This is a genomic window from Rothia sp. LK2492 (assembly GCF_040946345.1).
GTDB classification, from domain to species: Bacteria; Actinomycetota; Actinomycetes; order Actinomycetales; family Micrococcaceae; genus Rothia; species Rothia endophytica.
In genome coordinates this window covers 22337-47736 of sequence record NZ_JAYWLX010000005.1, presented here as the reverse complement: position 1 = coordinate 47736, position 25400 = coordinate 22337, and the positions used below count along the sequence as shown (strand labels likewise).

The following is a 25400-nucleotide window of genomic DNA, read 5'->3' as shown; positions in this document are numbered from 1 at the left end:
CACTAGTCCCCTGCGCGCACGGCCGCTGTTTCCAGCTCGTCTCGATGGCGCCGGGCACGAGCCCCTGCAAGGGCGAACATGATCAGACCCAGCAGCAGGATGGCTCCCGACGTCCAGACGTGGATGCGCACGCCCAGCAACATTTCTGCCGTATCAATGCGTAGGAAAGCTTCAATCAAAAGGCGGCCGAAACCGTACCAAGCAACGTAGGCCCAGAAGGTCTGCCCGCGCTGGAAGATCCCCCGTTTGCCGAGGTAAATAAGCAGGGCGGCACCCATCAGATTCCAGATGGATTCGTAGAGGAAGGTGGGGTGAAAGAGGGTTCCCGGCGCGTACTGGTCAGGGAAATTATGAGAGGTCGCCGAAATCTCCAGACCCCAGGGCAGGGTGGTCGGTTTGCCGAAAAGCTCCTGGTTGAACCAGTTACCCCAGCGGCCCAGCGCTTGCGCGATCAGGATGCCGGGGGCAGCCGCGTCCGCAAATTTAGCCAACGAAATGCCATACCGTTTACAGGCAATCCAGGCGCCCAACCCACCCACGGAGATGGCACCCATGATACCGATGCCGCCCTCCCAGATTTTGAAGATAGCCAGCGGATCAGCTCCAGCACCAAAGTAGGTTCCGGGATCGGTAATCAGCACGTGGTAAAGGCGGGCACCAATGATGCCAGCGGGGATTGCCCACATGGCAATATCCCAGACCCTCTCGGGGTCCTCCCCCCAGCTTTGCCAACGCTTAGAAGTCAGCCATAGACAAACCGCTATACCCGAAAGAATACAGAGGGCATAAAAGTGGATAGTCAGTGGCCCCAGTGAAAAACTGGAGACGCTGGGGGATGGGATGGACGCTAGAATGACAGACGCTGTCACTGCTCTCCTTTGGTTACTTACCGGCGAGTTCGCGGGTCAGCACACCGACGGCGGCGGGGCCGCCTTCAGTCAGTGCCTTGACCAGTGCAGTACCCACGATAACACCGTCCGCATAGGCACCGATTTCCTCTACGTGCTCCCTCTTAGAAACACCCAGACCTACGCAGGCCGCGGGGGCACCAGCTGACCGTAGGTCAGCTACCAGGGTTCCGGCAGCGTCACTGACCGAGGCGCGAGCGCCGGTAACACCCATGACAGAGACGGCGTAAACAAAGCCGCTAGAAGCCTTAGAAATTATATGCAGGCGCTCCGTTGAGCTAGAGATAGATGCCAGGAAGATGCGATCCAGACCGTACTTTTCTGAGGCAGCGAACCAGTCTGCTGCTTCATCGGGTACGAGGTCTGGGGTGATAATGCCCGAGCCACCGGCTGCTGCCAGCTCCTGGGCGAAGCGGTCAACGCCCCGGCGCAGTACCGGATTCCAGTAGGTCATCACCACGACAACAGCGTTGGTGGCAGCGGTGATTTCGCGCACCGCACGGAAAACGTCATCGGTGCGAAAGCCCTTGGCAATCGCTTCGACGGTGGCACGCTGAATGACGGGGCCATCCATGACAGGATCTGAGTAGGGCAGGCCCAATTCGATGATGTCCACCCCGTTCTTACCCATTTCAATGGCAGCGGCAATTGACTCGTCGACTGAAGGGTAACCGACCGGCAGGTAGCCAATGAGAGCGGCCCTACCTTCAGCCTTGCACTGGGCTAGGCGGGCTGCAACCTTGGAGTGAGGGTTGGGGGCAGGAAACTTTCCATTCTTAACCGAGTAGACGGTGTCGTCCTGAAAATCCACGTGGCTCATAGCTTAGGCACCTTCTGTCTGTGCGGCTTCGGTTGCTGCTTCTTTATTGCCCACATTCAGGCTGGTCGAGGGAATAGCTTTACCCAGGCCGAACCACTTGAGGGCGGTTTCCATATCCTTATCCCCACGACCGGACAGACAAACGACCATGATCTTTTCATGGGCGGTTTCCGGGCTTTCATCGGCCCACTGGCGGGCTACGCGCAGGGCACCCGCGAGCGCGTGAGAAGATTCCAGCGCAGGGATGATGCCCTCCGTGCGGCAGAGCAGACGCAAGGCGTCCATGGCCTCGGTGTCAGTTACCGCCTGGTAGTCCACTCGCCCGATATCTGACAGGTAGGCGTGTTCAGGCCCGACGCCGGGGTAGTCAAGACCCGCTGAGATGGAGTGGGACTCGATGGTCTGTCCGTCTTCGTCCTGCATAAGATAGGTGATAGCGCCGTGCAGCATGCCGGGGCGGCCCAGCGAGATGGTGGCTGCGTGACGGTCGGTGTCGATACCGTCGCCGCCTGCCTCAAAACCAAAGATTTTGACGTCGCGGTCATCCAAGAAAGCATGGAACATGCCAATGGCGTTGGAGCCACCGCCCACGCAGGCAGCGATACCGTCTGGGAGTTTTCCGGTGGCTTCAAGAATCTGCTGGCGAGCTTCGGTGCCGATAGCATCATGGAAGTAGCGCACCATTGCCGGGAAGGGGTGGGCGCCGGCGGCAGTACCTAGCAGGTAGTGGGTGGTATCCACGTTCGATACCCAGTCACGCAAGGCCTCGTTGATAGCGTCTTTGAGGGTACGCGAACCGGTCTGCACTGCGATGACGGTAGCTCCCAGCAACTGCATGCGAGCAACGTTGAGTGCCTGCCGCTCAGTGTCTTCTTCCCCCATGTAGACCACGCACTCCATACCAAAGAGGGCGGCGGCGGTGGCGGTGGCGACGCCGTGCTGGCCAGCGCCAGTCTCGGCAATCAGACGGGTCTTGCCCATACGCTTCGCCAGAAGTGCCTGGCCAATCACGTTATTGATTTTGTGACTGCCGGTGTGGTTGAGGTCTTCGCGCTTAAGGAAGAAGCGTACCCCGCCGCCGTGTTCAGAAAACCGGGGGACCTCGGTGAGCAGAGAGGGGCGGTTGGAGTATTCAGCAGAGAGCTGGCGGAATTCAGCCAGAAACTCTTCATCTTCTTTTGCCTTCTCGAAGGTTTCTTCCAACTCGTCCATGGCGGCAATCAGCGATTCAGCCATGTATCGGCCGCCGTAGTTGCCAAAGTAGGGGCCGGGAGCGTTCTTAAGGCTGCGGTCAGAGGTGAGAAACTGGTCGGCTAGGGTGTCGGTCATACCGTTTCCTTAGATCTAAAAGGGTGGGGGTGAAGGGCAGATAAGGTTAGCGAGCGAGCCAGGCTGTGCGGGCGGCAGCGCCAGCTTCACGGAAGGCGCGGACGGTTTCGGTGGGGGTGCCTGACTTCACCAGGGCCGCGCCCACCAGCACAGCTTTTGCGCCGTGAGATGCGTAATCTTCAACGTCTGCCTCCTCGGCAACCCCTGACTCAGCAACGATGATGGCATCTTCTGGCAGCAAGGGGGCGAGCTGACCAAAATTCGCATTATCAACCTCAAGGGTTTTGAGGTTGCGGACGTTGACGCCCACAATACGGGCACCAGCCGCTTTTGCGCGTTCAATTTCTTCTGGAGTGTGGGTTTCAACCAGGGCGTTCATGCCCAGCTCATGGGTGAGGTCCAAGAACCGGGTGAGGGTGACATCGTCCAATGCAGCAACGATGAGCAGGACCAGGTCAGCGCCGTGGGCCCGGGCCTCCCAAATCTGGTATTCATCAACGGTGAAATCCTTGCGGAGCACCGGAATCGAGACTGCCGCACGCACGGCATCCAGGTCAGCTAGAGAGCCAGCAAAGCGGCGTTTTTCGGTCAGTACTGAAATGACGGCCGCTCCCCCTGCTTCATAGGCCGATGCTAGGGCAGCTGGGTCTGGGATATCAGACAGAGCACCTTTGGAGGGGCTAGACCGCTTAACCTCAGAAATAACCTCAAGGCTGCTCTTGAAAGCCCCGCTCAACGCGGCAAAAGCATCACGTGCCGGAGGCTGCTCTGCGGCTCTGGCTTTGAGGTCATCGAGGGTTGCGGTGCGCTGACGCTCCGCCATGTCCTCGCGGACGCCCCTAATAATGTCATCTAGAACGGTCATAGTGATCCCCTCACAGGCAGCCGGTGCCCTGTTTTTTCGCGTCTTTTTAGTATGTCGTATCAGTGGCTTCAAGGCTAAATGGCAGCCCATTAGGTGAGAATTTCAGCGGCCAGTGAAAACAGGCTGGCAACTGGAACCATTCGTTCCCGCCCGGGTACACAAAAGCGCCCCACAGTGCCTGTGGGACGCTCTAGCTCGCATCATCAGCTTAGTGGTGATACTTGGTGTGCTTGCCGCCCTGGCCGTAGCCAGCTGCTCGCAGAACCAAACCGGCAACTAAACCGATGAGCATGATAGCTACGCCCACAACGAAGATGGGGGTGTTGGCAATGTCGAAGCCAATAGCAGCTACAATAAAGCCCAGGGTAATGATGCCCAACATTGCCCATGAAGCAATAGTATTGCCGTGGTTGGTGTGGGGAAGGTCGGGGACCATCTCAACGGTCTGCTTTGACATGTGAGTCTCCTCAGTGTGTGTATTTTGCGCTCAGGTGCATCGATGAGCGCAAGGGTGCTTAGGTCTATCTTATGAGATAGGAATGCTTTAACCCAATATCGCAGGCTATATGCTCTTAACTTTTACTCTCTCGGTTGAAGACTAGTCCAAGTGCCCGGTGACTTTTTCAGCCGCTGCCAGCAATTCTCCACTGGCCACCAGTTCAACGGTTGCCTGGATTTCTGGTGCCAAATAGCGGTCGCTGCCCGGCCCCGCGACGTCCTGACGTAAGCGAGCGATGACGGCGGCGCTGGCAGGTGCGGGCTGGTGGGGTGCTCGCAGGTCTATGCCACGGGCAGCCGTAAGAATCTCTATGGCTAGTACCCTACTCAGCCCGTCGATTGAGGTTCGCAGTTTACGGGCTGCGCTCCAGCCCATAGAGACGTGGTCTTCTTGCATGGCTGAGGACGGGATGGAGTCTACCGAGGCCGGTGCCGCTAGTCGCTTAAGTTCTGAGACGATGGCTGCCTGGGTGTACTGGGCAATCATGTGCCCAGAGTCCACACCGGGATCATCTGCCAAAAAGGGCGGCAGGCCCCGGTTGCGGGCGGTGTCCAGAAAACGATCGGTGCGACGTTCTGAGATAGAGGCGGCGTCAGCGACTGCAATCGCCAGGAAGTCCAGAACATAGGCCACCGGAGCACCGTGGAAGTTACCGTTAGACTCCACCCGACCATCGAAAGTGACCACCGGGTTGTCGATGGCTGAAGCCAGCTCGCGTAAGGCCACGGTGCGGGCGTGTTCTACGGTGTCTCGCACGGCACCGGCTACCTGCGGGGCGCAACGCAGCGAGTAAGCGTCCTGCACGTAGGTGCTGTGATTGCCCGAATGATGCTGAATAATGTCTGAGCCTTCAAGAACTTTGAGCATGTTGGCTGCGGCAACCTGCTGACCGGGATGCGGGCGCAAGCTGTGCAGGTCGGCAGCAAAAACTCGATCGGTACCCACTAAACCCTCAAGACTCATAGCAGCTGCTACATCCGCCAGGCGGGTCAGACGGTCCAGGTCAGTAATAGCCATCACCAGCATGCCTAACATGCCGTCGGTGCCATTAATGAGCGCCAGCCCCTCTTTCTCCGCCAGCACCACCGGGGTCAGCCCGTGCTGTTGGAGAGCGTCGGCGGTGTCCAATAGCTGGCCCTGCTCATCGCGCACCTGGCCCTCACCGATAATTGCTAGGGCACAGTGGGCCAGCGGAGCCAAATCACCAGAACAGCCCAATGAGCCGTACTCATAGACCACCGGGGTGAGGTTGGCAGAGAGCATATCGGCATAAGCCCGGGCAACTTCGGGGCGCACGCCGGTGCGGCCTGTGGCGAGGGTTGAAAGGCGCAGGAGCATAAGAGCGCGGACGACCTCAGTTTCTACCTCTTTGCCAGACCCCGCGGCGTGAGAGCGGATAAGGCCCCGTTGCAGGGCGGTACGCATCTCCGCCGGGATGTGCTTGGAGGCCAGCGCACCAAAACCGGTGGATACACCGTAGACCGGTATTGTTTGGTGGGCTAGTTGGCGGATGCGCTCGGATGACTTAGCAATTTCAGCCAGAGATTCTTCGCTTAGCACCACGGGAGCACGGTGGCGAGCTACCCTAATGACGTCCTCGAAGCTTAGAGCTCCGATTCCTACGGTAACGGGGGTTTGATTCACGGGGTTTCTCCTCAAAAGTCTGGGGGCTCAGCGCAGCGACGGTGCTGCAGAGCTTAAAGGGGTGTAGTAGGTCAGTACGGTATGAATCAGGCGGGCAGCGGTGTGAGCGGTACGCCCGTCACTATCGAAGCTGGGGTTGAGTTCAGCGACATCGAAAGCTGCTAGTTTGCCGCTAGCTGCCACTTCTTTCAGCACGACGTTGATGATCTCCAGGGGCACTCCGTAGCCTGCTGGGGCGCTGACGCCGGGGGCGATGCTGGCAGGGAGGACATCTAGATCCAGGGTCAGGTAAATGATATCTACAGAGGCCACAAATTCTCGCACCGTGCTCAGCAAGGCTTGCTGGTTCAGCACCCCGCAGTCTTCATCCACCACGTAATCCACCCCCAACTCATGGGCGGTATCAAACAGTTCTTGAGTATTGTTGGCCTCAGAAATGCCCAGCACCGTGTAGCGGCAGTAAGTGTCTGACGCTCTTTCCCGGGTGAGCGCCTGGTAAAAAGGGGTGCCCGAGGTCGGCTGTTCTGCTCGGCGCAGGTCAAAGTGGGCGTCCAGGTTAAGGATGCCCAGACGCCCCAGCTCCTGCGAGGCGGCAGAACCTGCGGTCTTGCGAGCCTGAGAGTCTGCCACACCGGTGTAGGTGCCAAAGGCAACCTCGTGGCCACCTCCCAGTACAACAGGCAGGACGCCGGCATCCACACTTGCCATCACGGCAGCTGCAAGCTTCTTCTGGCCCTCTTCAAGATCTGAAGACACCACAATATCCCCAGCATCCAGCAAAGCCAGGTCTGTGTGGCGGGTGCTATTGCGCCCCTGCGCCAGTGCTAGGCGCCCCAGCGCTGAGCGTAAGGCTGCTGGCCCATCTGCAGCTCCCTGGCGGCCAACATTGCGGCGCACCCCCTCGTCGGAGGCAAAGCCGATGAAGATGGCGTCAGCGGAAGCCGGGCTACCCTGCCCCAAGAAGGTGACGGCCTGGTGCACGCGACGGTGGGCAGTGCCAGTCCCATCGTTCCTCCCGGACCAGGTAGGAGCAGGACGATCGATGAAACGGTGTAAGTCAGAGAGGTTATTCTGATGCATCAGCAACACTCCTTGTGCCTGATATCGCTCACCTTAGGCTGGGCGCCCGGCCCTGCCACCTGCTCCCCTGCTTTCCATACCCGGTGGACCAGGCTAACGCCGGGCCGGTAAGCAAGGTGCAGATGGTTGGGGGCAGCCAGCTCCACCAGGTCAGCGCGAGCGCCCACCCGCAAACTTCCAACATCTTCGCGTTGTAGAGCGCGGGCGCCTCCAGCGGTTGCTGACCACAGGGCTTCATCCGGGCTCATCCCCAAATCACGCACTGCCAGAGCGATACAAAAAGGAATGGACGTGGTGAAGCTGGTTCCCGGGTTGCAGTCTGCCCCCAATGCGAGGGTGGCGCCGGCGTCCAGGAGCCTGCGAGCAGGCGGGTAACTGTTACGGGTAGAGAAATCAGCGCCCGGCAAAACGGTAGCTACCGTGGTCGAGTTCGCCAGGGCGTCCACGTCCGCATCGCTCAGGTAGACCGCGTGATCCACCGAGGCCGCACCCAGCTCGACCGCTAGTTGCACACCTGCACCGTAGGTCAGCTGGTTACCGTGCACCCGTGCCTTTAGCCCGGCTGCCTGCCCTGCGAGCAACACTGCCCGCGATTGCTCTTCGCTAAAAGCGCCCTTCTCGCAGAACACGTCAATCCAGCTGGCATACGGAGCGCAAGCGGGGATCATTTCATCAAGAACCATCTGAACATAATCATCCTGCCGCCCTGCATACTCCGGTGGAGTCACGTGGGCCGCGAGTAGGGTTACCTCATCGGTGCAACCAGCTGCCACCTGCACAGACCGCAGCTCAGATTCGGTGTTTTGCCCGTAGCCACTCTTAATCTCCACGGTGGTTGACCCGCTACGCAGGTACTCCCCCAGCAGGTTGCGGGCGTTAGCCGCTAGCTCACCAGATGAGGCAGCGCGGGTCTGCTCAATGGTAGAACGGATCCCGCCGGCTTCATAAGCCTTCCCCTGCATGCGTGCGGAGAATTCCTCCGACCGGTCTCCCGCAAACACCAGGTGTGAGTGGGATTCAACAAACCCGGGAATTACTGCCCGTCCCTCACAGTCGATGGATTTATCGGCAGCAGGTGCCGCAGAAGCCTGGCCCACCCAGCCCACTGCGCCATCTTCAACCAAAACCGCAGCCTGCTCCACGATGCCGAGGGGCCCGCGCTCAAGACTCGGATCATTAGTGACTAATGATCCGATATTGGTCAACAGCGTGCTCGCCATGGTTACGCTTGCTCCTGCATGGGAATACGCACCCCGCGCTCAGCCGCAACATTAGATGCGTGCTCGTAACCCGCGTCCACATGGCGGATGACGCCCATGCCCGGGTCATTTGTTAGCACCCTCTCTAGCTTCTGCGCAGCCAATTCTGTACCGTCAGCGATACAAACCTGACCGGCGTGAATAGAGCGGCCCATGCCAACGCCACCACCATGATGCAGGGATACCCAAGAGGCACCGGAGGCCGTGTTGAGGAGCGCGTTCAAAAGAGGCCAGTCAGCCACAGCATCAGATCCGTCCTTCATGGCCTCAGTCTCTCGGTAGGGGGAAGCTACCGAACCGGAATCCAGATGATCACGGCCAATAGCTATCGGAGCCGACAGCTCACCATTGGCCACCATCTCATTGAACTTCAGGCCGGCCTTGTGGCGCTCGCCGTAGCCCAGCCAGCAAATACGCGCCGGCAGGCCCTGGAATTCAACCTTCTCACCGGCCATTTTAATCCAGCGCGCCAGGTGCTCATTCTCGGGGAAAAGCTCCAAAATTGCCCGGTCAGTTGCCTCGATGTCTTTGGGGTCACCGGATAGGGCAGCCCAGCGGAAGGGCCCCAGGCCTTCTTCGAACATTGGGCGAATGTAGGCAGGTACAAACCCAGGGAAGTCGAAGGCACGTTGATAACCGGCCTTACGAGCTTCATCGCGGATGGAGTTGCCGTAGTCAAAGACCTCAGCGCCTGCGTCCATGAACCCCACCATGGCCTCGACCTGAGCTGCCATAGAGACACGTGCCTCTTTGGTGAAAAGCTCCGGGTCGCGCTGTGCTTCAGTCTTCCAATCCTCAAAAGTGACCTCTACCGGCAGGTAAGCCAGAGGGTCATGGGCACTGGTCTGGTCGGTGACGATATCGACGGGTGCTTTACGACGCAGAAGCTCAGGGAAGATTTCAGCCGCATTGCCCACAACGCCAATAGAGAGTGGCTTCTTAGCGTCGCGGGCTTCGATAGCTAGTTCTAGAGCATGGTCGAGGTTATCAGCTTTGACGTCCAAGTAGCGGTGTTCGATACGGCGATCAACGCGGGATTCATCGACATCGATGGCAATGACGACGCCCTCGTTCATGGTGACTGCTAGGGGCTGGGCGCCGCCCATGCCACCTAGGCCAGCGGTGAGGGTGATGGTGCCAGCCAGGCTACCGCCAAAACGCTTGCGGGCAACGGCGCCAATGGTTTCGTAGGTGCCCTGCAAAATTCCCTGGGTTCCAATGTAGATCCAGGAGCCCGCGGTCATCTGCCCGTACATCATCAGACCTTCAGCTTCTAGTGCACGGAAGTGCTCCCAGTTAGCCCAGTCTCCCACCAGGTTTGAGTTGGCTAAGAGGACGCGGGGCGACCATTCGTGGGTGCGGAAAACACCCACGGGCTTACCGGACTGGACCAGTAGGGTTTCATCATTTTTCAGTGTTTTGAGGGTGTTTACAATGGCGTCCAACGACTCCCAGTTACGGGCAGCCTTGCCTGTTCCACCGTAGACCACCAGCTCATCGGGGTGCTCGGCGTTAGCGGGGTCAAGGTTGTTCATCAGCATGCGCAGGGCGCCTTCTTGCTGCCATCCTAGGGTGTTGAGTTCATTGCCGGTGGGCGCGTGAATGGGGCGGGGCCCGGTGGTGGTCATGGCTACTCCTTTGTGCACGATATGCCTGCCCTCACCATGTCTGGGTCTGATTTTGACCGATCTGAGCCGGGATATACAGTTGAAACATGAGGGGTGTCACACCCATCATGTTGTATATACAACTATTTTGTCAATGGGGTGGGGATGGAAAAAATAACCGACTTGAGCCAAGAATTCACCGACTACCGCGGTGAAGCGTTGCCCGCCTACAAGCTCCTCAAAAAGCTCCTAACGCATCGTATTTCCAGTGGTTTCTGGTCCAGTGGCGAGCCCATCCCGTCAGAAAACGAAATGACGCATGCTCTGGGCCTCTCGCGGATGACCATTAACCGCGCTATTCGGGAACTCACCGCTGAGGGGCTGCTCTATCGTACTCAGGGAGTAGGCACCTTCGTGGCGCCACAAAAGAGCGCTTCAGCGCTCTTTGAGGTTAAAAACATCGCCGATGAAATCACTGAAAGAGGCCACCTTCACCAGAGCCGCGTGATTCTCCTCGAAGAAATAAGAGCGGTGCAAGCCCCCTGGCCTATTGAAGAAACCCTGGGTAGTCGAGTATTCCACAGCGTCTTGATTCACTGTGATAACGGAGTCCCCCTGCAACGAGAAGAGCGCCTGGTTAACGCAGAGGTAACCCCCCACTACCTTGACCAGGATTTCTCCAGCACCACACCGAATGTTTTTCTAGGCAACTGCCACCCGATAACCCGCGGAACTCACAGTGTTGAGGCAGTCCTGCCCAGCGCCCAGCAGGCTCAAGAGTTAGAGATTGATCCCGCTGAGCCCTGCCTCAAGCTCCTGCGTACCACCTGGTCAGGTGACACTGTCATTAGTCAGGTGGCCCTCTTATACCCGGGTAGTCGTGGCCGACTTGAAGGCAGCTTCGGTATCTAGCGCTGCGTTAAGGTCTAGCGGTCGGTGGGGTCTTGACCTTCGCTCAGGGAATCCCAGGCGTCGATATCGTCTACTTCATCCACTGTGCTAATCCGCTGGGCGCGGGCAGCTGCACGGTCATACTTACGGCCAACAGCCCAATGCGATGAGGCAAAAAACGCCCATACGCCGCAGGCAATCACCAGCAAACCGCCGACTACAGCTAGCCAGGGCATGATGGTCACAAGATAAGAATTAGCGGCAGCGGTGGTCCCCGTTGCAGCGCTTACATCGGTGGCAGCTGCCACTTGAGGGTTGCGGTAAACGCCCACAGCTGAGACAGCTATGCCTAAACCCACCAGCACCATAAGAGCACTCACGATTTTCTTGAGCTTAGGCCCAGTAAAGCGCACAGCGATTGCCGCTGCGAGGGCTACGAGTGCTAGGGCACTCACCGCGCTGGCGGCGTCCGCACCAGAAATTTCAAGGGTGGTAGTTTCAAGCACGGTGGTCACCTCAGCCCGAATCCAGATGGGCAGGGTCGAGGCAAAAGCTAGACCTGCGGCCAGCAAAGAGGCCCCCATGACGCGCCCAGGGGTAGAGAAATTAGGCTTCTTATCAACATCACTGCGGACGCTGGCAGTAACCTTCTGTGAAGGATCGGGTGCGGTGCTCATTTATTGACCTTCCCCAGCTGGCAAGGGTGCCAGTCCGGATGCGGTGATAACAGCGCGCAGGGGCGCTGCAGCCTTATCCACAGTTTCTTGGGCCTCGCTTGCTGGGACTGAATCCATGACGATACCTGCCCCCGCCTGAACATAGCCCTTGCCACCTTTAAGAACGGCGGTTCGGATAGCGATGGCCATATCCATGTTGCCGGCGAAGTCGAAGTAGCCGCACACACCGCCGTAAATCCCGCGGGCACTGACTTCGTATTCGTCTAACAGTTGCATGGCGCGGGGCTTTGGCGCACCAGAGAGGGTGCCTGCAGGGAAGGCAACGCGCAGAACGTCATAGGCGCTCCTTCCCTCAGCCAGCTGCGCCTTGACCTCCGAGGAGATGTGCATGATGTGGCTAAAGCGCTCAATTTCCATAAATTGAGTAACCTCCACACTGCCCGGAACCGCGATGCGGGAGAGGTCATTACGCGCCAGGTCGATCAGCATGAGGTGCTCGGAACGTTCCTTTTCATCAGCCAATAGCTCTTCAGCTAAAGCGATATCAGCCTCACGGGTAGCCCCGCGGGGGCGGGACCCAGCGATGGGGTGGGTGGTAGCGGTGCCGTCATTGAGAGTCACCAGAGCCTCAGGTGATGAACCAACAATCTGAAAGGGCTGACCATCTTCTGTAGATTCAAAGTTAAAGAGATACATGTAGGGTGAAGGGTTGCTCTGGCGCAGCACACGGTAAACGTCGAGGGCGCTGGCAGAGTTCTCTGTTTCAAAGCGGCGGGAGATCACGATCTGAAAGACATCGCCATCAAGAATGTTTTTCTTGGACTTATCGATGGCGTCCAAGAAACCCTGCTCATCCCAAGTGTGCTTAACACCCGCTACCTTTTCCTCTACAGTGGCGGTGCCCACCAAGGTTGAAACAGCGCCACCAGCGGGCTGGGCCACCTTATCGAGCATATCTAGTACGCGGGAGGTGGCATCGGCGTAGGCGGCATCCACGTTATCGTCGGTGCCGTTGAAGTTAATAGCGTTGGCAATGAGCGTGACGGTGCCGTCCGAGTTATCGTGCACCGCCATGTCCGAGACAATATTCAGGGCGAACTCGGGCAGGTTGACGTCGCTGGCGGGCCCCCCGGGCAGTTTTTCCCAGTGCCGAACCACGTCCCACCCCATAAACCCCACCATGCCGCTGGTGAGCGGGGGAAGACCATCGAACGGCTCGGTGTGGAGCATCTCAAGGGTTTGGCGTACGGCATCAACCGGGTCACCCTGAGTGGGTGCTCCCTGGGGAGTCAGCCCCTGCCAGACAATCTCCCCTGCCTTTGTGCTTAGCGTAGATCGGCTAGCCACCCCTACAAAGGAATAGCGGGACCACTGCTTCTGCTCATTAGCTGATTCCAGCAGAAAGGTGCCCGGGGCAGGCTCACCCTCAGCGCACACCAGCGAACGGTAAAGCCCGATAGGAGTTATTGCATCAGCCAGCACCTTAACCCGCACCGGTATAACGCGACGGGTGGCGGCGAGCGCGCGGAACTCTTCTAGAGTTGGTTCAATGATTCCAAGATCCTGCATGGTCTCTACCTCTGACAAAATTGCTGGGCTAGGCGGTTTGTGGATGCCGAGTGCACGCGGTGGACGCGCCCCGTAACGTGAAATTTTTTGGGCGGCTAGAATGCCGGTCTAAGGGCGTGCCCCTACCTGTGCTTCTAGGTGGCCGCCGGCTTCAAAACAGGTGGTTGTACCGGTATGGCAGGCTGCACCTACCTGATCGACCAGGATGAGCAGAGCATCACCGTCGCAGTCGATGCTGACGTCTTTGACGTACTGGCTATGCCCGCTGGTGTCCCCCTTGCGCCAGTATTCCTGGCGGGATCGGGACCAGAAAGTGACCCGTCCTTCGGTGAGGGTTCTGCGCAGGGCCTCGTCGTTCATCCAACCCAGCATGAGCACATCTTTAGTGTCATACTGCTGAATGATTGCTGCGAAAAGCCCGTTACCATCTCGCTTGAGTTGGGCGGCAAGGGCCGGGTCAAGCGGGGAATCTGCGGGGGTGCTCTGCTGTGCTGTGTTCACCCCATCTATCCTAACTGATACGCCGGGGCGCCTGCTGGTGGTGATAGGGCTTCTCAGCATCTGGGCTTGCCTCTACTCTGCGGCTTCGGACTCAGACAAGGTTGCCTGTCGATACTCTTCTGTGTAGGTAGCGACGTGGTGGGTATAGGCAATGGAGCGGTTATAGGAGAGTATTCCGCGCTGCCACCCTTCATCGGTAGTTACATCGCGTTGCCCCTGGCATAGATAGACTGCGGCAGCCAGCGCTGCATCATCGATGTGGTGGGGGTCTTTAATCCCGTCCCCGTTGCCGTCTTGGCCGATGTAATCCCATGTTGAGGGGATGAACTGCAGAGGCCCCACTGCCCTGTCCCATTCTTTATCGCCATCCAGTGCTCCGTCATCGGTATCTTCAATCGCCATGAGACCAGGGCTGCCATCCAGCGCTGGGCCGTAAATCTTGGGGCGTACAAGCCCTGATTCATCAGTGTTAGCCCCCTGGTAGGTGCCATGAAGGGTTTCAACAGCGCCAAGACCCGCGATGGTGTTCCAGCCCAGTTGGCACTGGGGGTAGGTTTGAGTGACCCGCAAGGACGCCCCCGCATAGGCTGCCAGAACCCTGCGAGGAATATCGGTTGCCTCAGCGGTGGCATCAAGCCAGGAACTATCAGCCAGTTCAGTGATGGGGGTCTGCCCTGCGGGGCTTTCCTGCGCGGACGCCGGCAGCACCTGCTCAGGCGCGGCGGGCAGCGTGGTGGGCAGGTCCTCCCGGGATGCTCCTTGGAAGGATGCCGAACAGCCGCTGACGGCAAGGGCAGCCAGGGCAAGCAGGGGGCTCAGGCGGGCTTTGGTAGAAACTGGCATAGAACCTTTCACGGTGGGGCTGGTAAGAGCCTAGCTGGCGCAGGTCAAGAACCGGTGCGTGAGAGCTGAATGTTTCCTGCATGTCGTAACCTGCGCCCCAAGTCCTGCGGCTCCTGCTCCCGGGCCTATCTTCGGGTTTAGACTGGGAGCTATGACCTCTTCAGCCCTTGTTACCTCCGAACGATCCGCTCTCGTGCAGGCTCTTGCCGACGCCGGGCCGTCCGCCATCACTCTCTGTGAGGGCTGGGAAACCCGCCACCTAGCAGCCCACCTGCTGCTGCGCGAGTCCAAGCCCACCCTGGCAGCCGGGGTCATGGGCGGCCCGCTAGGAGCCCGCACCGAGCGCGCCACCAACCGGCTGGCCGATGAGCTGACCGGCCAGAGCCGCTACGAGAAGGCCCTGCGCGATTTCGAGGCCCTGCCGGGCTACCTGCACATGCGCTCGCACTTGCCCGGCCTGGATGAGGCAATGAACCTGATTGAGTATTTTGTGCATACCGAGGACGTCCGCCGCGCCTCACTCGTTGACGGCGAGGAGCTAGCCCCGCGCGTCCTGGCCGAAGACGTGCAGGAGAAGATGTGGCAGGTGCTACGGGCGCGGGCCCGCATGATGGCTGGGAAGAAGTACCCTGACGGGCTGGTGTTGGAAGCGCCGGGCTACTCCCCCGCTGTTCATACCGTGGTTGCCCCGCCTGCTGGCCGGGTGGCAACCGTGCTGACCGGCGAGCTGGGCGAACTAGTGCTCTACCTCTTCGGGCGCGAGGCTGTGGCCCGGGTTGAGGTGGGCTAAAGCCCTTTCTCCTGCGGCGGTCATACATGTGGTGGCCCACGGGTTTTTGAATGTAATCGAAATTGCCATCTGCGCGTTATTTTATCGCGCAGATGGCATTTTCGATTACCTTCAATGAGCGGACGCCCGCCCCGGCTTGGCGGGGCAGCACAAGCCAACAGATGGAGTAAAGACCTAAAGACTAACCTCTCCCCTGATGAGGGTGTGAGTCCTTCCGCCAACCCAAATGTCGGGTAATCCGGTGGGGGTGCCCTGCCCTACTGTGATGGTGAGTCTGCCGTCGCGGTGCAGGCAGGTGCCCTGGCGTACGGTGTAGGTTCCGGCAACCCGGTTCTCGCGGGCGAGCCACTGGGCGACGGAGGCGTTGAGGGAGCCGGTGACCGGGTCCTCAGAAACACCGATGCCGGGCACGAAGGCGCGGATGTCGTAGGCGATGTCTGAACCTGCCGGGTGCATGGCGAAGACGCCGAGTTTGAGGTCTGTGCCGCGGGCGAAGTCCGGGGTGAGGGCGACCAGCCCGTCGGGGTCTGCGATTTCGACGGCGGACCAGCCGGGCCCGTTGTCGACCCACTGGTGGGAGAGAATCTGGCTGCGCTCCAGCCCTAGGGCTGTGGCGATGCCTGCCAGGGTTGCCTCATCGAGGGCACCGGTGCGGACGGTTGCCGGGGCAGCGAAGGCGAGCTCTTGGCCGCTGCGGGTGATGTCGATGAAACCTGCGGCGCATTCTTGCACGATGACGTCGGGGCGCTGCGGCTGGCCACCTGCTTCTAGCCAGGCGTGGGCACTGCCCAGGGTGGGGTGCCCGGCGAAGGGCAGTTCGCCGCCGGGGGTGAAGATGCGGACGGCATAGTCGGCCCGAGCATCAGTCGGTTGGGTGATGAAGGTGGTTTCTGAGAGATTGGTCCAGCGGGCAAAATCCTGCATGTGTTCGTCGGTGAGGCCGCTGCCGTCGAGTACCACGGCGAGGGGGTTGCCTTTCAGAGGTGCCGAGCCGAATACATCAACCTGGGTGAAGGGGCGGGTTTTCATGTGTGGTCCTTTCGCCTGCGCTTCTATGGGGTTTACTTCTACCCTACCGGGCGGCTGGCTAGCTCACCTCCCAGCGCTGGTGAGCAGGTGAGACACAAGAACTGCACTTCAACTTCCCAGCTTTCCCCTTGAGTATGATTAGTTTTCATCGGGGTAAAAGCTCTGCCTGGTGGCTAGGGCTTTTATGCTGAGCCATTAGTTTGCCAATGTTGAGGGGCTTGTGTGTCTTTTTTGAACTATTCTCAGTTCATTTGGAATGTGGCTGATGTGTTGCGCGGTACCTATAAGCAGCATCAGTACGGTCAGATTATTTTGCCTTTCACGGTGTTGGCGCGCCTCGATGCAGTGCTTGAGCCGACCAAGCAGGCTGTTCTTGAGGCGACAATGGACTATGTGCTCGATACGATCTCTCCGGCGATGCTCTCTGCCCGGGCGGGGCACGATTACAGTTTCTATAATCTCTCCCAGCACAACCTCAAGACCGTGGCTAATGACCCCGACACTCTTGAGCAGAACCTGCGTTCTTACATTAACCAGTTCAGTGAGAACGTGCGCGATATTTTTGAGAAGTATAAGTTTGAAGACACTATCGCAGACCTGGCTGCCCAGAACCTGCTCTATCAGGTGATTCAGCATTTCTCGCGGGTGAACCTGCACCCAGAGAATGTGAGCAATGAGCAGATGGGCAACATCTTCGAAGAGCTCATTCGCAAGTTCGCTGAGGCTTCGAATGAGACTGCCGGTGAGCACTTCACCCCGCGCGAGGTCATTGAGCTGATGGTTAACCTGTTGCTAGTTGATGATGAAGATTTGCGCACTGATTATATTGCCCGGTCGGTCTATGATCCCACCGCTGGCACCGGCGGTATGCTGTCGGTGGCTGACGATAAGATTCACCAGCTCAACCCCACAGCCGATGTGAGCCTGCTGGGCCAGGAGCTCAACCCCGAGTCCTATGCGATTTGTAAGGCGGACATGGTGGTCAAGGGCCAGGACGTCGATAACATCGCCCTGGGTAATACCCTGACTGACCCGGCTTTTGAGAACCGCACCTTCCATTACGGGCTGAGCAACCCGCCCTTTGGCGTGGACTGGAAGGGCGCTAAGGCTGTGGTTGAGGCTGAGCATAAGAACCAGGGTTTTACGGGCCGGTTTGGTGCTGGTCTGTCCCGGGTATCTGACGGCTCGCTGCTCTTCTTGCAGCACCTGATTTCTAAGCTCAACGAGCCGACGGTTGCTAGCAATGGTGTTGCCCAGGTGGGCGGACGCGGGGCCATTGTGTTGAATGGTTCTCCCCTCTTTACGGGTGGCGCGGGTTCTGGTGAGTCCAATATTCGTAAGTGGGTTTTGGACCAGGACTACCTTGAGGCAATTATTGGCCTGCCCACTGACATGTTCTATAACACCGGTATTTCTACCTATATTTGGGTGTTGAATAAGCAGAAGAAGGCTGAGCGTAGGGGTAGGGTTCAGCTGATTGATGCGACGAATATGTTTGAGAAGATGCGTAAGTCGGTGGGGTCTAAGCGTAAGCGGTTGAGTGAGGAGCAGATTGCTGAGATTACCCGCTTGTATGCTGCTTTTGATGCTGCGGATGATAAGCGTTCTAAGGTTTTTGATCGTGAGGAGTTTATGTACCGCACGATTACAGTGGAGCGCCCTTTGCGGTTGAATTGGGGTTTTACTGCTGAGCGGGTTGAGAGGTTGTTGGCTTCTAAGGAGTTTGGCAAGCTCAAGTTGGCTGAGGGTGAGGACGCCGCTGTGCGGGCTTCTCTTGCTTCTTTGGTTGAGAGCAAGGCGGGTGCCGTTGGAGGTGACCAAGCTGGTGTTAAGGCTGAGCTGTTGCAGGTGTTTGCGGACGCCGGCGCCCTGGTGAAGCCTGCAGCTTTGGCTAAGTTGGTGGATGAGTTGGCTGAGCGCGATGAATCCGCCGAGATTGTAACGAAGGCTAAGAAGCCGGTGGCTGATACTGCCCTGCGTGATACTGAGAATGTTCCCTGGGGCGAGGATATTCACGAGTACCTGGAACGCGAGGTCAAGCCTTTTGTGCCTGACGCTTGGATTGATGAGTCTAAGACTAAGGAGGGCGCGGAGATTCCTTTTACCCGCCACTTCTACGAGTACGTACCACCGCGCTCCCTGGAGGAGATTGACCGCGACCTCAACGAGGTGCTGGGCCGAATCAAAAATAGGCTGGAAGAGGTGCTTGGATAATGGCAGCAAAAACCGCTCAACTCAAATACCTCGCAGAAGTAACTCTTGGAAAAATGCTACAGCCTGCTGAAAGCATTCAGATTGACCAAGAAATGAAGCCATATTTGAAGGCCTCTTCGATTACGACTTCAGGACTAGATTTGGGAAATCTTCAGGAGATGCCCTTTTCCGCAAAAGAGCAATCTCATCTTGACCTTCGTAAAAATGATGTAGTCGTAGTTGAGGGTGGATCTATAGGCAGAAGCGCCTACATTAAGGAAGACTTGCCTGGAATCCATTTCCAAAATTATGTAAATCGAGTAAGGCCGTTATCGGGTAACGATGGTAGGTATATTAACTACGCTTTAGTGTTCTTAGAGCAATCAGGATATTTTGAATCCATTACGGATCAAGCAACGATTAGTCATCTGACTGCTGAAAAGTTGGAAAGAGTTCCTATCCCTGTGCGGAGTTTTGAGGAACAAAAACGTATCGCAGATAAGCTTGACCGCGAGCTGGCAGAGGTTGATGATTTCATAGCTGATCAACAGCACTTACTCGAGTTGGCTACTGAAAAGTTTAATGCTGAGATTCGCAGTCTAACACACCCTGAAGGTGTTGAAACAGTTCCATTAAAGCGCTTTGCTGACATCACATTAGGCAAGATGATTACACCTTCAGATAAAGGTGGCATGGAGTTAGCACCCTATATCAGAGCAGCCAATATCCAGCCTGGCGGTGTTTTCACTTATCAGTCTGACTATAAGAAGATGTGGTTTTCTTCTAACGAGTTATCTTACTTGGATTTGAAAAAGGGTGATGTTCTGATATTTGAAGGTGGTGCTGGTTTTGGTAGAAGTGCTATTTTGACTGAAGATTTGCCAGGTTGGGGTTTCCAGAACTCGATAAATCGTGTTCAAGTAAATAAAAAGATGGCTGACCCAAACTTCATTAGCTTATCTTTGCGTACGCAGCTATTGTTCGGAGACCAAAACAGCCTGACTAACCAGTCAACAATTCCCCACTTAACGGCTGAAAAGCTAGCGCTCACCAGAATCCCCAACATCAACTTTGATTCACAGAAGCACCTATCAAATATTATAATAAATAAATCAAAGTATTTTACAGAACTTTTTAAAAATATATCACAATCGACAGAAATTCTTGATGAAATAAGAAAATCAAAGATTGAACAAATTTTTTAATCCACAACTTTCTAAATACTCGAAGGATACTAGCAATGGAAAATAATACTAACTACCCTATTTCAAGCAAAGAAAATTATTGGTTCGTAGACATCAACCATTACAATCTAAACTTTTCAAAACAACACGATACCGATGATATTGACTGGATAAGAGTTGGAGCAACACTAGAAGCTGCTGGAAGCATGATAAAAAATAACGAAATAATCAAAGACAAGAAAGATAATAAATTTATTCAGCTCGATGACTCAACACTTTCAATTGAAGAGAAAAAATTAGTAAAAAAATGGCTAATTGGCAATGTGTCTGGACATCCACGGTCATCAACCCCAGCATCAGGTGCTGCCCACTTAGAATTGTGCCTATCCGCAAACAGAAACCTGAAGCTACCTATTTTAAGAAAATACACCGAGGAGCGATATTTTAGTCGCGATATCCCCCGCGGGAATAAATCATTACCGTTAAGAAGGTTTTATCGAAACCACGAACAAACTGATGAATACTATTGGACAGGTCGTTTCTCTAACAACTGGATGCGTTTTACAATTAAAGATGAATTAGACGAAGAATATATCAATCAAAAATTTAAAGTAAAAGAAGATGTTGAAAAGCGGCATACAACAATTAAATTTTCTCGATTTAAAAGCCAACTCAAATTAGAAAATAGATGGAGAATGCTTTTATCTGTGATGCTTATGTGTTCATCACTGGAACGGTACATTTTAAATATTTCAATGCTAGCTTTTAGAGCCGATCCAACACTCACTCCTGGATTTCCAAAAGCAATTGACGGAACCATACTCACTAAACGGTCAGTGGCTATGGTCGCACCAAACTTTGAATCATTAGTTAAAGGTACCTGGTACAGAAGAGCATCCAATTTTAAAAAAATTTTTAAAGATATTCCAGAGGGCTTTAAAAATAATATTAATGAACTTGAAAAAATAAGAATATTGCGCAACAGAATAGCACATGAATTTGCACAAGACGGAAATAGATCTCAAACCCCTCTCCAGTTGATAGAGGAAGCGATGAATCATGAATATAAATATAAAGACTACCCAGATATCTCACATAAACGAATAATTAAATACCTATCAATCATCGACAGCACAGCTAAATCTATAGATAGATTCTTAGTCACAGAGTTTATTGGAAATTTTGAACTTATAGATATTTTTATGGAATGGTCAGAAAACCCTACTAAGGTTGAATCAAAACTGGGTTTTAATAATAAGCATCGATTAACTGAACTTGAAAATTTCCGAAGATTCTTAGCCCAATCTCAAGGAATTCATATTTCCGTAGACTACACTAGAGAATTAATTAAATATGTAAACTCTCTATAATATAAAGTTAAATTTATTAGTAAGAAATATATTTGCTAAAACAGTCTAGAAAAACTATTGGATAAAATGAAAATTTCAGAATTTTTAAACCAATCACTATCATTGATTGGAAAGAAAATATACTGCTCACGACAATTCAGAACCACCGAATCTTGAAAGCAAACCTAAACTTAATGAATATGGGAAATTTATTAGCAGTTATCCCTGTCCCTCTGATGGCGGGAAAGTTAGGTTTGAATTTGAGAACAATTCGATAGATATACCTTCAGCAAATGCTACTGCAATATATAAAACCTCGGTTGTATTAAGGTCTTATCATCTAGATGACAGGTTATCTCCAGAAGAATTTATTCAAGCTAATTTAGTTTATGACACAGAAAATGCGGGACATGGTAAAATTATAGCAACAGCTATCTTTGCTTTATTTACTTTTACTCTAGCTTGTTTTGTGTTCGCTTTTAATCTAGCAACAACAGGGTACGGAGAATATATTTTTGCAGTTATCATATTATGGCTTTCTTTTATTGTTCTGGTCGCTATTATCCCAATTCAGATGCCCCAGCGGTATGAAATACCTGCCAAAATGGCTCAAGCAGTGGTTGAACTACGTCGTAAAAATACTAAACCCGAGGATGGCTTGAACTGTTATGTTAATGATCCAAATTAGTCTTAAAATAAATATAATCTTTAATCCGAAAATTAAATTTTAGTAAATATTACTGAAATTATTTAATTTAACTTTACTAGGATACTTTCTGCAAATTTTTCTGCAGCCATATGAAATTGAGTAGAACCGCGTTTCACTCGGTGTACGCCTGTCTTATCTAGTATAGGTTTACTTAAATTCTGTGAAAAACTTGGCGTACCAAGCCATAAAATTTTTTCAAGACTCTCTTTATCCAACAGGGCGAATTCGCCCAACTAATTCTTCCATCGGGGGGCACCGGCTTCAAAAGAACCTACAGAGGTTGCGCACCATCATCCTAATCGGTTAACTTGTAAATTTGTAAACCAAAATTTTGTACATTGAATGTACAAGTTGTTTAAGTATACATGTACAAAATTTATCTCTTTGGCTAATTCACGACTTAATAAATTCCTGATTCCCTGGGTTGCTCCTAAACTAAGAACAGTTAGTTTTTGCATAGTTTGTTGCTCAGCTCCTCAGATCAGGAACCCCGCCCATGCCCAGTACGCACCTCGAACGTCCTCTCCAGCAAGACATCTGCGCCCACCTGGCCGCTCACGGGTGGGTGCACTCCCCCAACTCCGCAGGCTATGACGCCCGTCGTGCCCTCTACCCCGCCGACGTCCTCACCTGGCTACAAACCAGCGACCCCAAAAACTACTCCACCCTCATCAAACCCGGCACAAACCCTACCGCGCGACAAGCCCAAGAAAACCGCCTGCTCGACCGGCTCGTCACCAAACTCGCAGCCCCAGAAGAATAAGGCGGCGGAACCCTCAACGTCCTACGCAAAGGCTTCAGCGTACCCGGCGCACGCCGCCCCTTCCACCTACTCGCCTACCGACCCCAAGACAACCGCTACCCCGAACTCACCGCCCTCTACCACAAGAACATCCTGCGCGTCGTCGAAGAAGTCCGCTACAACCCAACAGACGAAACCGCCCGCCTCGACCTCGTGCTCTTCATCAACGGCCTACCCATAGCCACCATCGAACTCAAAAGCGAATACACCCAAACCCTGCAAGACGCCATCAACCAATACCGCACCGACCGCAACCCCACCACCTCACCCTTGCTCCAAGAAAACCGCGGCGCCCTCGTCCACTTCGCCCTCTCCCAAGACGAAATCGCCATGACCACCAAACTGGCAGGAAAAGCAACCAGCTTCCTCCCCTTCAACCGCGGCGCCAACGGCGGCGCAGGCAACCCCATCATCAACGGCAAACTAGCCACCAGCTACTTCTGGGAAGAAATCCTCGACCCCAACACCTGGATCACCATCCTCACCAAATTCATCTACACCAACCACCAAAAAATCACCGACCCCCTCACCGGCAAAACCACCTCACTCAGCCACATCAGATTCCCCCGCTACCACCAGTGGCGAGCCGTCACCAAACTCGTCCAAGCAGCCCGAACCGAAGGCGCAGGGCACAAATACCTGGTGCAACACTCAGCAGGCTCCGGTAAAACCGACTCCATCGCCTGGACGGCCCACCGGCTCTCCAACCTGCACACCCCAGACGGCGAGCGCGTCTTCGACTCCGTCATCGTCATCGCCGACCGGCAGGTGCTCGACCAGCAGCTCCAGGACGCCATCGACCAGCTCGTCACCACCGCCGGTACCTTCCAGCCCATTACGCGCGGCAGCGGCGACTCCAAATCTAAGCAGCTCGTCGAAGCGCTAACCACCGGCGTCCCCATCATCGGCGTGACCCTACAAACCTTCCCCTTCGCCCTGGCAGAAATGACGAAGGAGGGCGGCCAGCTCGCCGGTAAGCACTTTGCGATTATTGCCGACGAAGCCCACTCCTCCCAGTCGGGTAAGGCAACCGACTCCATCAAGGAAATGCTCAACACCGAGATTGACGCCGGTATCGAAGAATCAGACCCCGAAGCTGACCAGGTGGCCCTGACCAAGATGGCCCAGCGTGTGGTCGGTGAGGGCCACCAGGTGTCCTTCTTTGCCTTCACCGCAACGCCCAAGGCAAAGACCCTTGAGGTCTTTGGGCGACGGGCCGACGGCACCGGCCCTCACCAGCCCTTCGACCTCTACCCCATGAAGCAAGCCATTGAAGAAGGCTTCATTCTTGACGTGCTCAAGAACTACACCACCTACCAGATGGCAGCCAAAATCGCCCAGAAAAACGAGGACAGCGGTGCAGACGAAGAAATCGACATCCGCAAGGGCACCAAGAGCCTCATCAACTTTGTGGAGCTGCACCCCACCAACGTTGCCTCCAAGGTAGCGGTGATTCTTGAGCACTTTGAGGGCCGAGTCAAGCAGGAACTCGGCGGTAAAGCCAAAGCCATGGTGGTGACGTCCTCGCGCGCTGCTGCCGTGCGCTACCAGCGGGCTTTTGAAAAAGCTATCGCAGAGAAGGGTTTGCCCCTCAAGACCCTGGTTGCTTTCTCCGGTGAACTGCCCGACCCCGATCTTGAGGTTCTGCCCGGGGTTGATACACCCACCGTGACTGAGGCGTCCATGAACCCTGACCTCAAAGGCAGGAACCTGGCTGAGGTCTTCAACCAGGACGGCCAGCATATCCTAATCGTGGCCAACAAGTACCAGACCGGCTTTGACCAGCCCCTTCTAGTTGCCATGTACGTGGATAAGGAACTCTCGGGCATCACCGCCGTGCAGACCCTCTCCCGCCTCAACCGCCGCGCTGACGGCAAAGAGAACACCTACATTCTGGACTTCGTCAACGACCCCGAACAGATACGCGCCGCCTTCGCCGAGTACTACGAGGACGCCCGCATCGAGACCGAATCAGACCTCGACCTGGTTGCCAAACAGGTCGACAAGCTCGACGCGGCCGTTATCTACAACCGGACAGATGTGGAACAGTTCTGGGAGAAGTGGGTTGCCCCCGGTGCCCGGCAGGCGTCCTTTGACTCCCTCATCTCCATACCCGTGCAGCGGTTTGTGACGCGCTGGCGGGCAGCGCAGGAAGGGGTTGATGGTTCTGCTGACCGAGCCGCCCTTGAGGTACTGCTGGAGTTCCGCTCAACCCTGGCCCAGTACGTGAAGTCCTACGCCTTCTTCTCGCAAATTTTCAACTTCGGCGACCCCTACTACGAGAAACTCTCTGCCTTCGCTGACCTGCTTGGGCGCAAGCTGCGCCGCTTCACCCTCGATGAGGTGTCACCCGAGGTAGTGAACGTGGACGACATCGTGCTCACCCACTACCGCCTCGAAAAGCTACGTGAAGAGGAAGACTTGAAACTCTCGTCCTCGCAGGCAGCTGGGTTGCAGGGCATGACGGAGGCCGGCCTCGCCAGCATTCAGGAGCGCGAGCGCAAAGCCCGCTCTGAGCTGATTGAGAAGATTAATAAGTACTTCCACGGCCTTGATTTGAGTGACGAGCACCAGGTGGGCTTTGCTACGACCTTCGTGGCTGAGGCGGCCAAGGACGCCGGGCTCAAGCAAAGCGCCATGGCCAACACTAAGGTGGACTTCTACCACTCCAAGAATGTGCGCTCCGGCCTGGCCAATAAGCTCTGGGACTACAGCTCAGATACCGCTGACCTGATTGACCACGTGCGCAAGCTGCCGGCGGAGCAGTTCGTGGAGTTCATGCTCGACATGGGCCTGTACGAGCTGCTGCGGGGCGAGAAGGTGGAGGAGATGAGCCACTAAATCTGTAAGTT

Annotated in this window: 23 protein-coding genes; 8 read left to right on the top strand and 15 right to left on the bottom strand. The window is 55.5% G+C overall.

What is annotated here, in order from left to right:
- Nucleotides 1–2 precede the first annotated feature (2 nt).
- The 9 genes from lgt to hutU form a co-directional block, all read right to left on the bottom strand.
- Nucleotides 3–869 (bottom strand): prolipoprotein diacylglyceryl transferase, encoded by an 867-nt coding sequence (gene lgt / locus VVR27_RS07270; RefSeq protein ID WP_368547750.1) that lies wholly within the window; start codon nt 867–869, stop codon nt 3–5.
- A 13-nt stretch (nt 870–882) separates the two neighbouring features.
- Nucleotides 883–1728: a tryptophan synthase subunit alpha gene (gene trpA, locus VVR27_RS07265; RefSeq protein ID WP_346872888.1), complete on the bottom strand. Its 846-nt coding sequence runs from the start codon at nt 1726–1728 to the stop codon at nt 883–885.
- A 3-nt stretch (nt 1729–1731) separates the two neighbouring features.
- Nucleotides 1732–3057 carry a tryptophan synthase subunit beta gene (trpB, locus tag VVR27_RS07260; RefSeq protein WP_368547749.1) on the bottom strand — a complete coding sequence of 442 codons (1326 nt, stop codon included), beginning with the start codon at nt 3055–3057 and terminating at the stop codon, nt 1732–1734.
- A gap of 46 nt (nt 3058–3103) precedes the next feature.
- Nucleotides 3104–3922: an indole-3-glycerol phosphate synthase TrpC gene (gene trpC / locus VVR27_RS07255; protein WP_368547748.1), complete on the bottom strand. Its 819-nt coding sequence runs from the start codon at nt 3920–3922 to the stop codon at nt 3104–3106.
- 208 nt (nt 3923–4130) lie between these two features.
- Nucleotides 4131–4379: an HGxxPAAW family protein gene (locus VVR27_RS07250; protein WP_368547747.1), complete on the bottom strand. Its 249-nt coding sequence runs from the start codon at nt 4377–4379 to the stop codon at nt 4131–4133.
- Between the two features lie 141 nt (nt 4380–4520).
- Nucleotides 4521–6065 carry a histidine ammonia-lyase gene (hutH, locus tag VVR27_RS07245; RefSeq protein ID WP_368547746.1) on the bottom strand — a complete coding sequence of 515 codons (1545 nt, stop codon included), beginning with the start codon at nt 6063–6065 and terminating at the stop codon, nt 4521–4523.
- A 27-nt stretch (nt 6066–6092) separates the two neighbouring features.
- On the bottom strand, nt 6093–7145 hold the full coding sequence (gene hutG, locus VVR27_RS07240) for a formimidoylglutamase (RefSeq protein WP_368547745.1): 1053 nt from the start codon (nt 7143–7145) through the stop codon (nt 6093–6095).
- Nucleotides 7145–8365 carry an imidazolonepropionase gene (gene hutI / locus VVR27_RS07235; protein ID WP_368547744.1) on the bottom strand — a complete coding sequence of 407 codons (1221 nt, stop codon included), beginning with the start codon at nt 8363–8365 and terminating at the stop codon, nt 7145–7147. The genes hutG and hutI overlap by 1 nt, the downstream gene beginning before the upstream one ends.
- 2 nt (nt 8366–8367) lie before the next feature.
- Nucleotides 8368–10032: a urocanate hydratase gene (gene hutU / locus VVR27_RS07230; protein ID WP_368547743.1), complete on the bottom strand. Its 1665-nt coding sequence runs from the start codon at nt 10030–10032 to the stop codon at nt 8368–8370.
- A 144-nt stretch (nt 10033–10176) separates the two neighbouring features.
- Here hutU and hutC point away from each other — a divergent pair, with 144 nt between their 5' ends.
- A complete protein-coding gene (gene hutC, locus VVR27_RS07225) occupies nt 10177–10923 on the top strand; it encodes a histidine utilization repressor (RefSeq protein WP_368547742.1) in 747 nt (248 codons plus the stop codon).
- 14 nt (nt 10924–10937) lie between these two features.
- Here the strand turns inward: hutC and VVR27_RS07220 are convergent, their stop codons facing one another.
- The 4 genes from VVR27_RS07220 to VVR27_RS07205 all read right to left on the bottom strand — a co-directional run bounded on the left by VVR27_RS07220 (nt 10938) and on the right by VVR27_RS07205 (nt 14492).
- On the bottom strand, nt 10938–11579 hold the full coding sequence (locus VVR27_RS07220) for a Trp biosynthesis-associated membrane protein (protein ID WP_368547741.1): 642 nt from the start codon (nt 11577–11579) through the stop codon (nt 10938–10940).
- Nucleotides 11580–13148 (bottom strand): anthranilate synthase component I, encoded by a 1569-nt coding sequence (locus VVR27_RS07215; RefSeq protein WP_368547848.1) that lies wholly within the window; start codon nt 13146–13148, stop codon nt 11580–11582.
- A gap of 108 nt (nt 13149–13256) precedes the next feature.
- The gene (gene hisI / locus VVR27_RS07210; protein WP_345445533.1) at nt 13257–13649 is read right to left on the bottom strand and encodes a phosphoribosyl-AMP cyclohydrolase; all 393 of its coding nucleotides are present in this window, start codon (nt 13647–13649) and stop codon (nt 13257–13259) included.
- 72 nt (nt 13650–13721) lie between these two features.
- A complete protein-coding gene (locus VVR27_RS07205) occupies nt 13722–14492 on the bottom strand; it encodes a lytic murein transglycosylase (RefSeq protein ID WP_368547740.1) in 771 nt (256 codons plus the stop codon).
- 151 nt (nt 14493–14643) lie between these two features.
- On the opposite strand from VVR27_RS07205, the gene VVR27_RS07200 reads away from it, so the two are divergent.
- Complete coding sequence (locus tag VVR27_RS07200) at nt 14644–15282, top strand: TIGR03085 family metal-binding protein (protein ID WP_368547739.1); 639 nt, start codon at nt 14644–14646, stop codon at nt 15280–15282.
- A gap of 174 nt (nt 15283–15456) precedes the next feature.
- Here VVR27_RS07200 and VVR27_RS07195 read toward each other — a convergent pair whose 3' ends face one another.
- Nucleotides 15457–16311 carry a PhzF family phenazine biosynthesis protein gene (locus VVR27_RS07195; RefSeq protein ID WP_368547738.1) on the bottom strand — a complete coding sequence of 285 codons (855 nt, stop codon included), beginning with the start codon at nt 16309–16311 and terminating at the stop codon, nt 15457–15459.
- Between the two features lie 222 nt (nt 16312–16533).
- Here VVR27_RS07195 and VVR27_RS07190 point away from each other — a divergent pair, with 222 nt between their 5' ends.
- The 4 genes from VVR27_RS07190 (at nt 16534) to VVR27_RS07175 (ending at nt 21725) form a co-directional block, all read left to right on the top strand.
- Nucleotides 16534–18525, top strand: coding sequence for an N-6 DNA methylase (locus tag VVR27_RS07190; RefSeq protein WP_368547737.1), 1992 nt, complete (start codon nt 16534–16536; stop codon nt 18523–18525).
- Nucleotides 18525–19709, top strand: a complete 1185-nt coding sequence (locus VVR27_RS07185) for a restriction endonuclease subunit S (RefSeq protein WP_368547736.1) — start codon at nt 18525–18527, stop codon at nt 19707–19709. The genes VVR27_RS07190 and VVR27_RS07185 overlap by 1 nt, the downstream gene beginning before the upstream one ends.
- Nucleotides 19710–19744: 35 nt before the next feature.
- Nucleotides 19745–21058: a hypothetical protein gene (locus VVR27_RS07180; protein WP_368547735.1), complete on the top strand. Its 1314-nt coding sequence runs from the start codon at nt 19745–19747 to the stop codon at nt 21056–21058.
- A gap of 106 nt (nt 21059–21164) precedes the next feature.
- Entirely contained in the window at nt 21165–21725 is a 561-nt protein-coding gene (locus tag VVR27_RS07175; protein WP_368547734.1) for a hypothetical protein, read from the top strand.
- A gap of 62 nt (nt 21726–21787) precedes the next feature.
- Here the strand turns inward: VVR27_RS07175 and VVR27_RS07170 are convergent, their stop codons facing one another.
- Nucleotides 21788–21979 (bottom strand): hypothetical protein, encoded by a 192-nt coding sequence (locus tag VVR27_RS07170; protein WP_368547733.1) that lies wholly within the window; start codon nt 21977–21979, stop codon nt 21788–21790.
- A gap of 263 nt (nt 21980–22242) precedes the next feature.
- Between VVR27_RS07170 and VVR27_RS07165 the strand changes: the two genes are divergently transcribed.
- On the top strand, nt 22243–22509 hold the full coding sequence (locus tag VVR27_RS07165; protein WP_368547732.1) for a hypothetical protein: 267 nt from the start codon (nt 22243–22245) through the stop codon (nt 22507–22509).
- A 129-nt stretch (nt 22510–22638) separates the two neighbouring features.
- Nucleotides 22639–25389, top strand: a complete 2751-nt coding sequence (locus VVR27_RS07160) for a type I restriction endonuclease subunit R (RefSeq protein ID WP_368547847.1) — start codon at nt 22639–22641, stop codon at nt 25387–25389.
- Nucleotides 25390–25400: the final 11 nt, after the last annotated feature.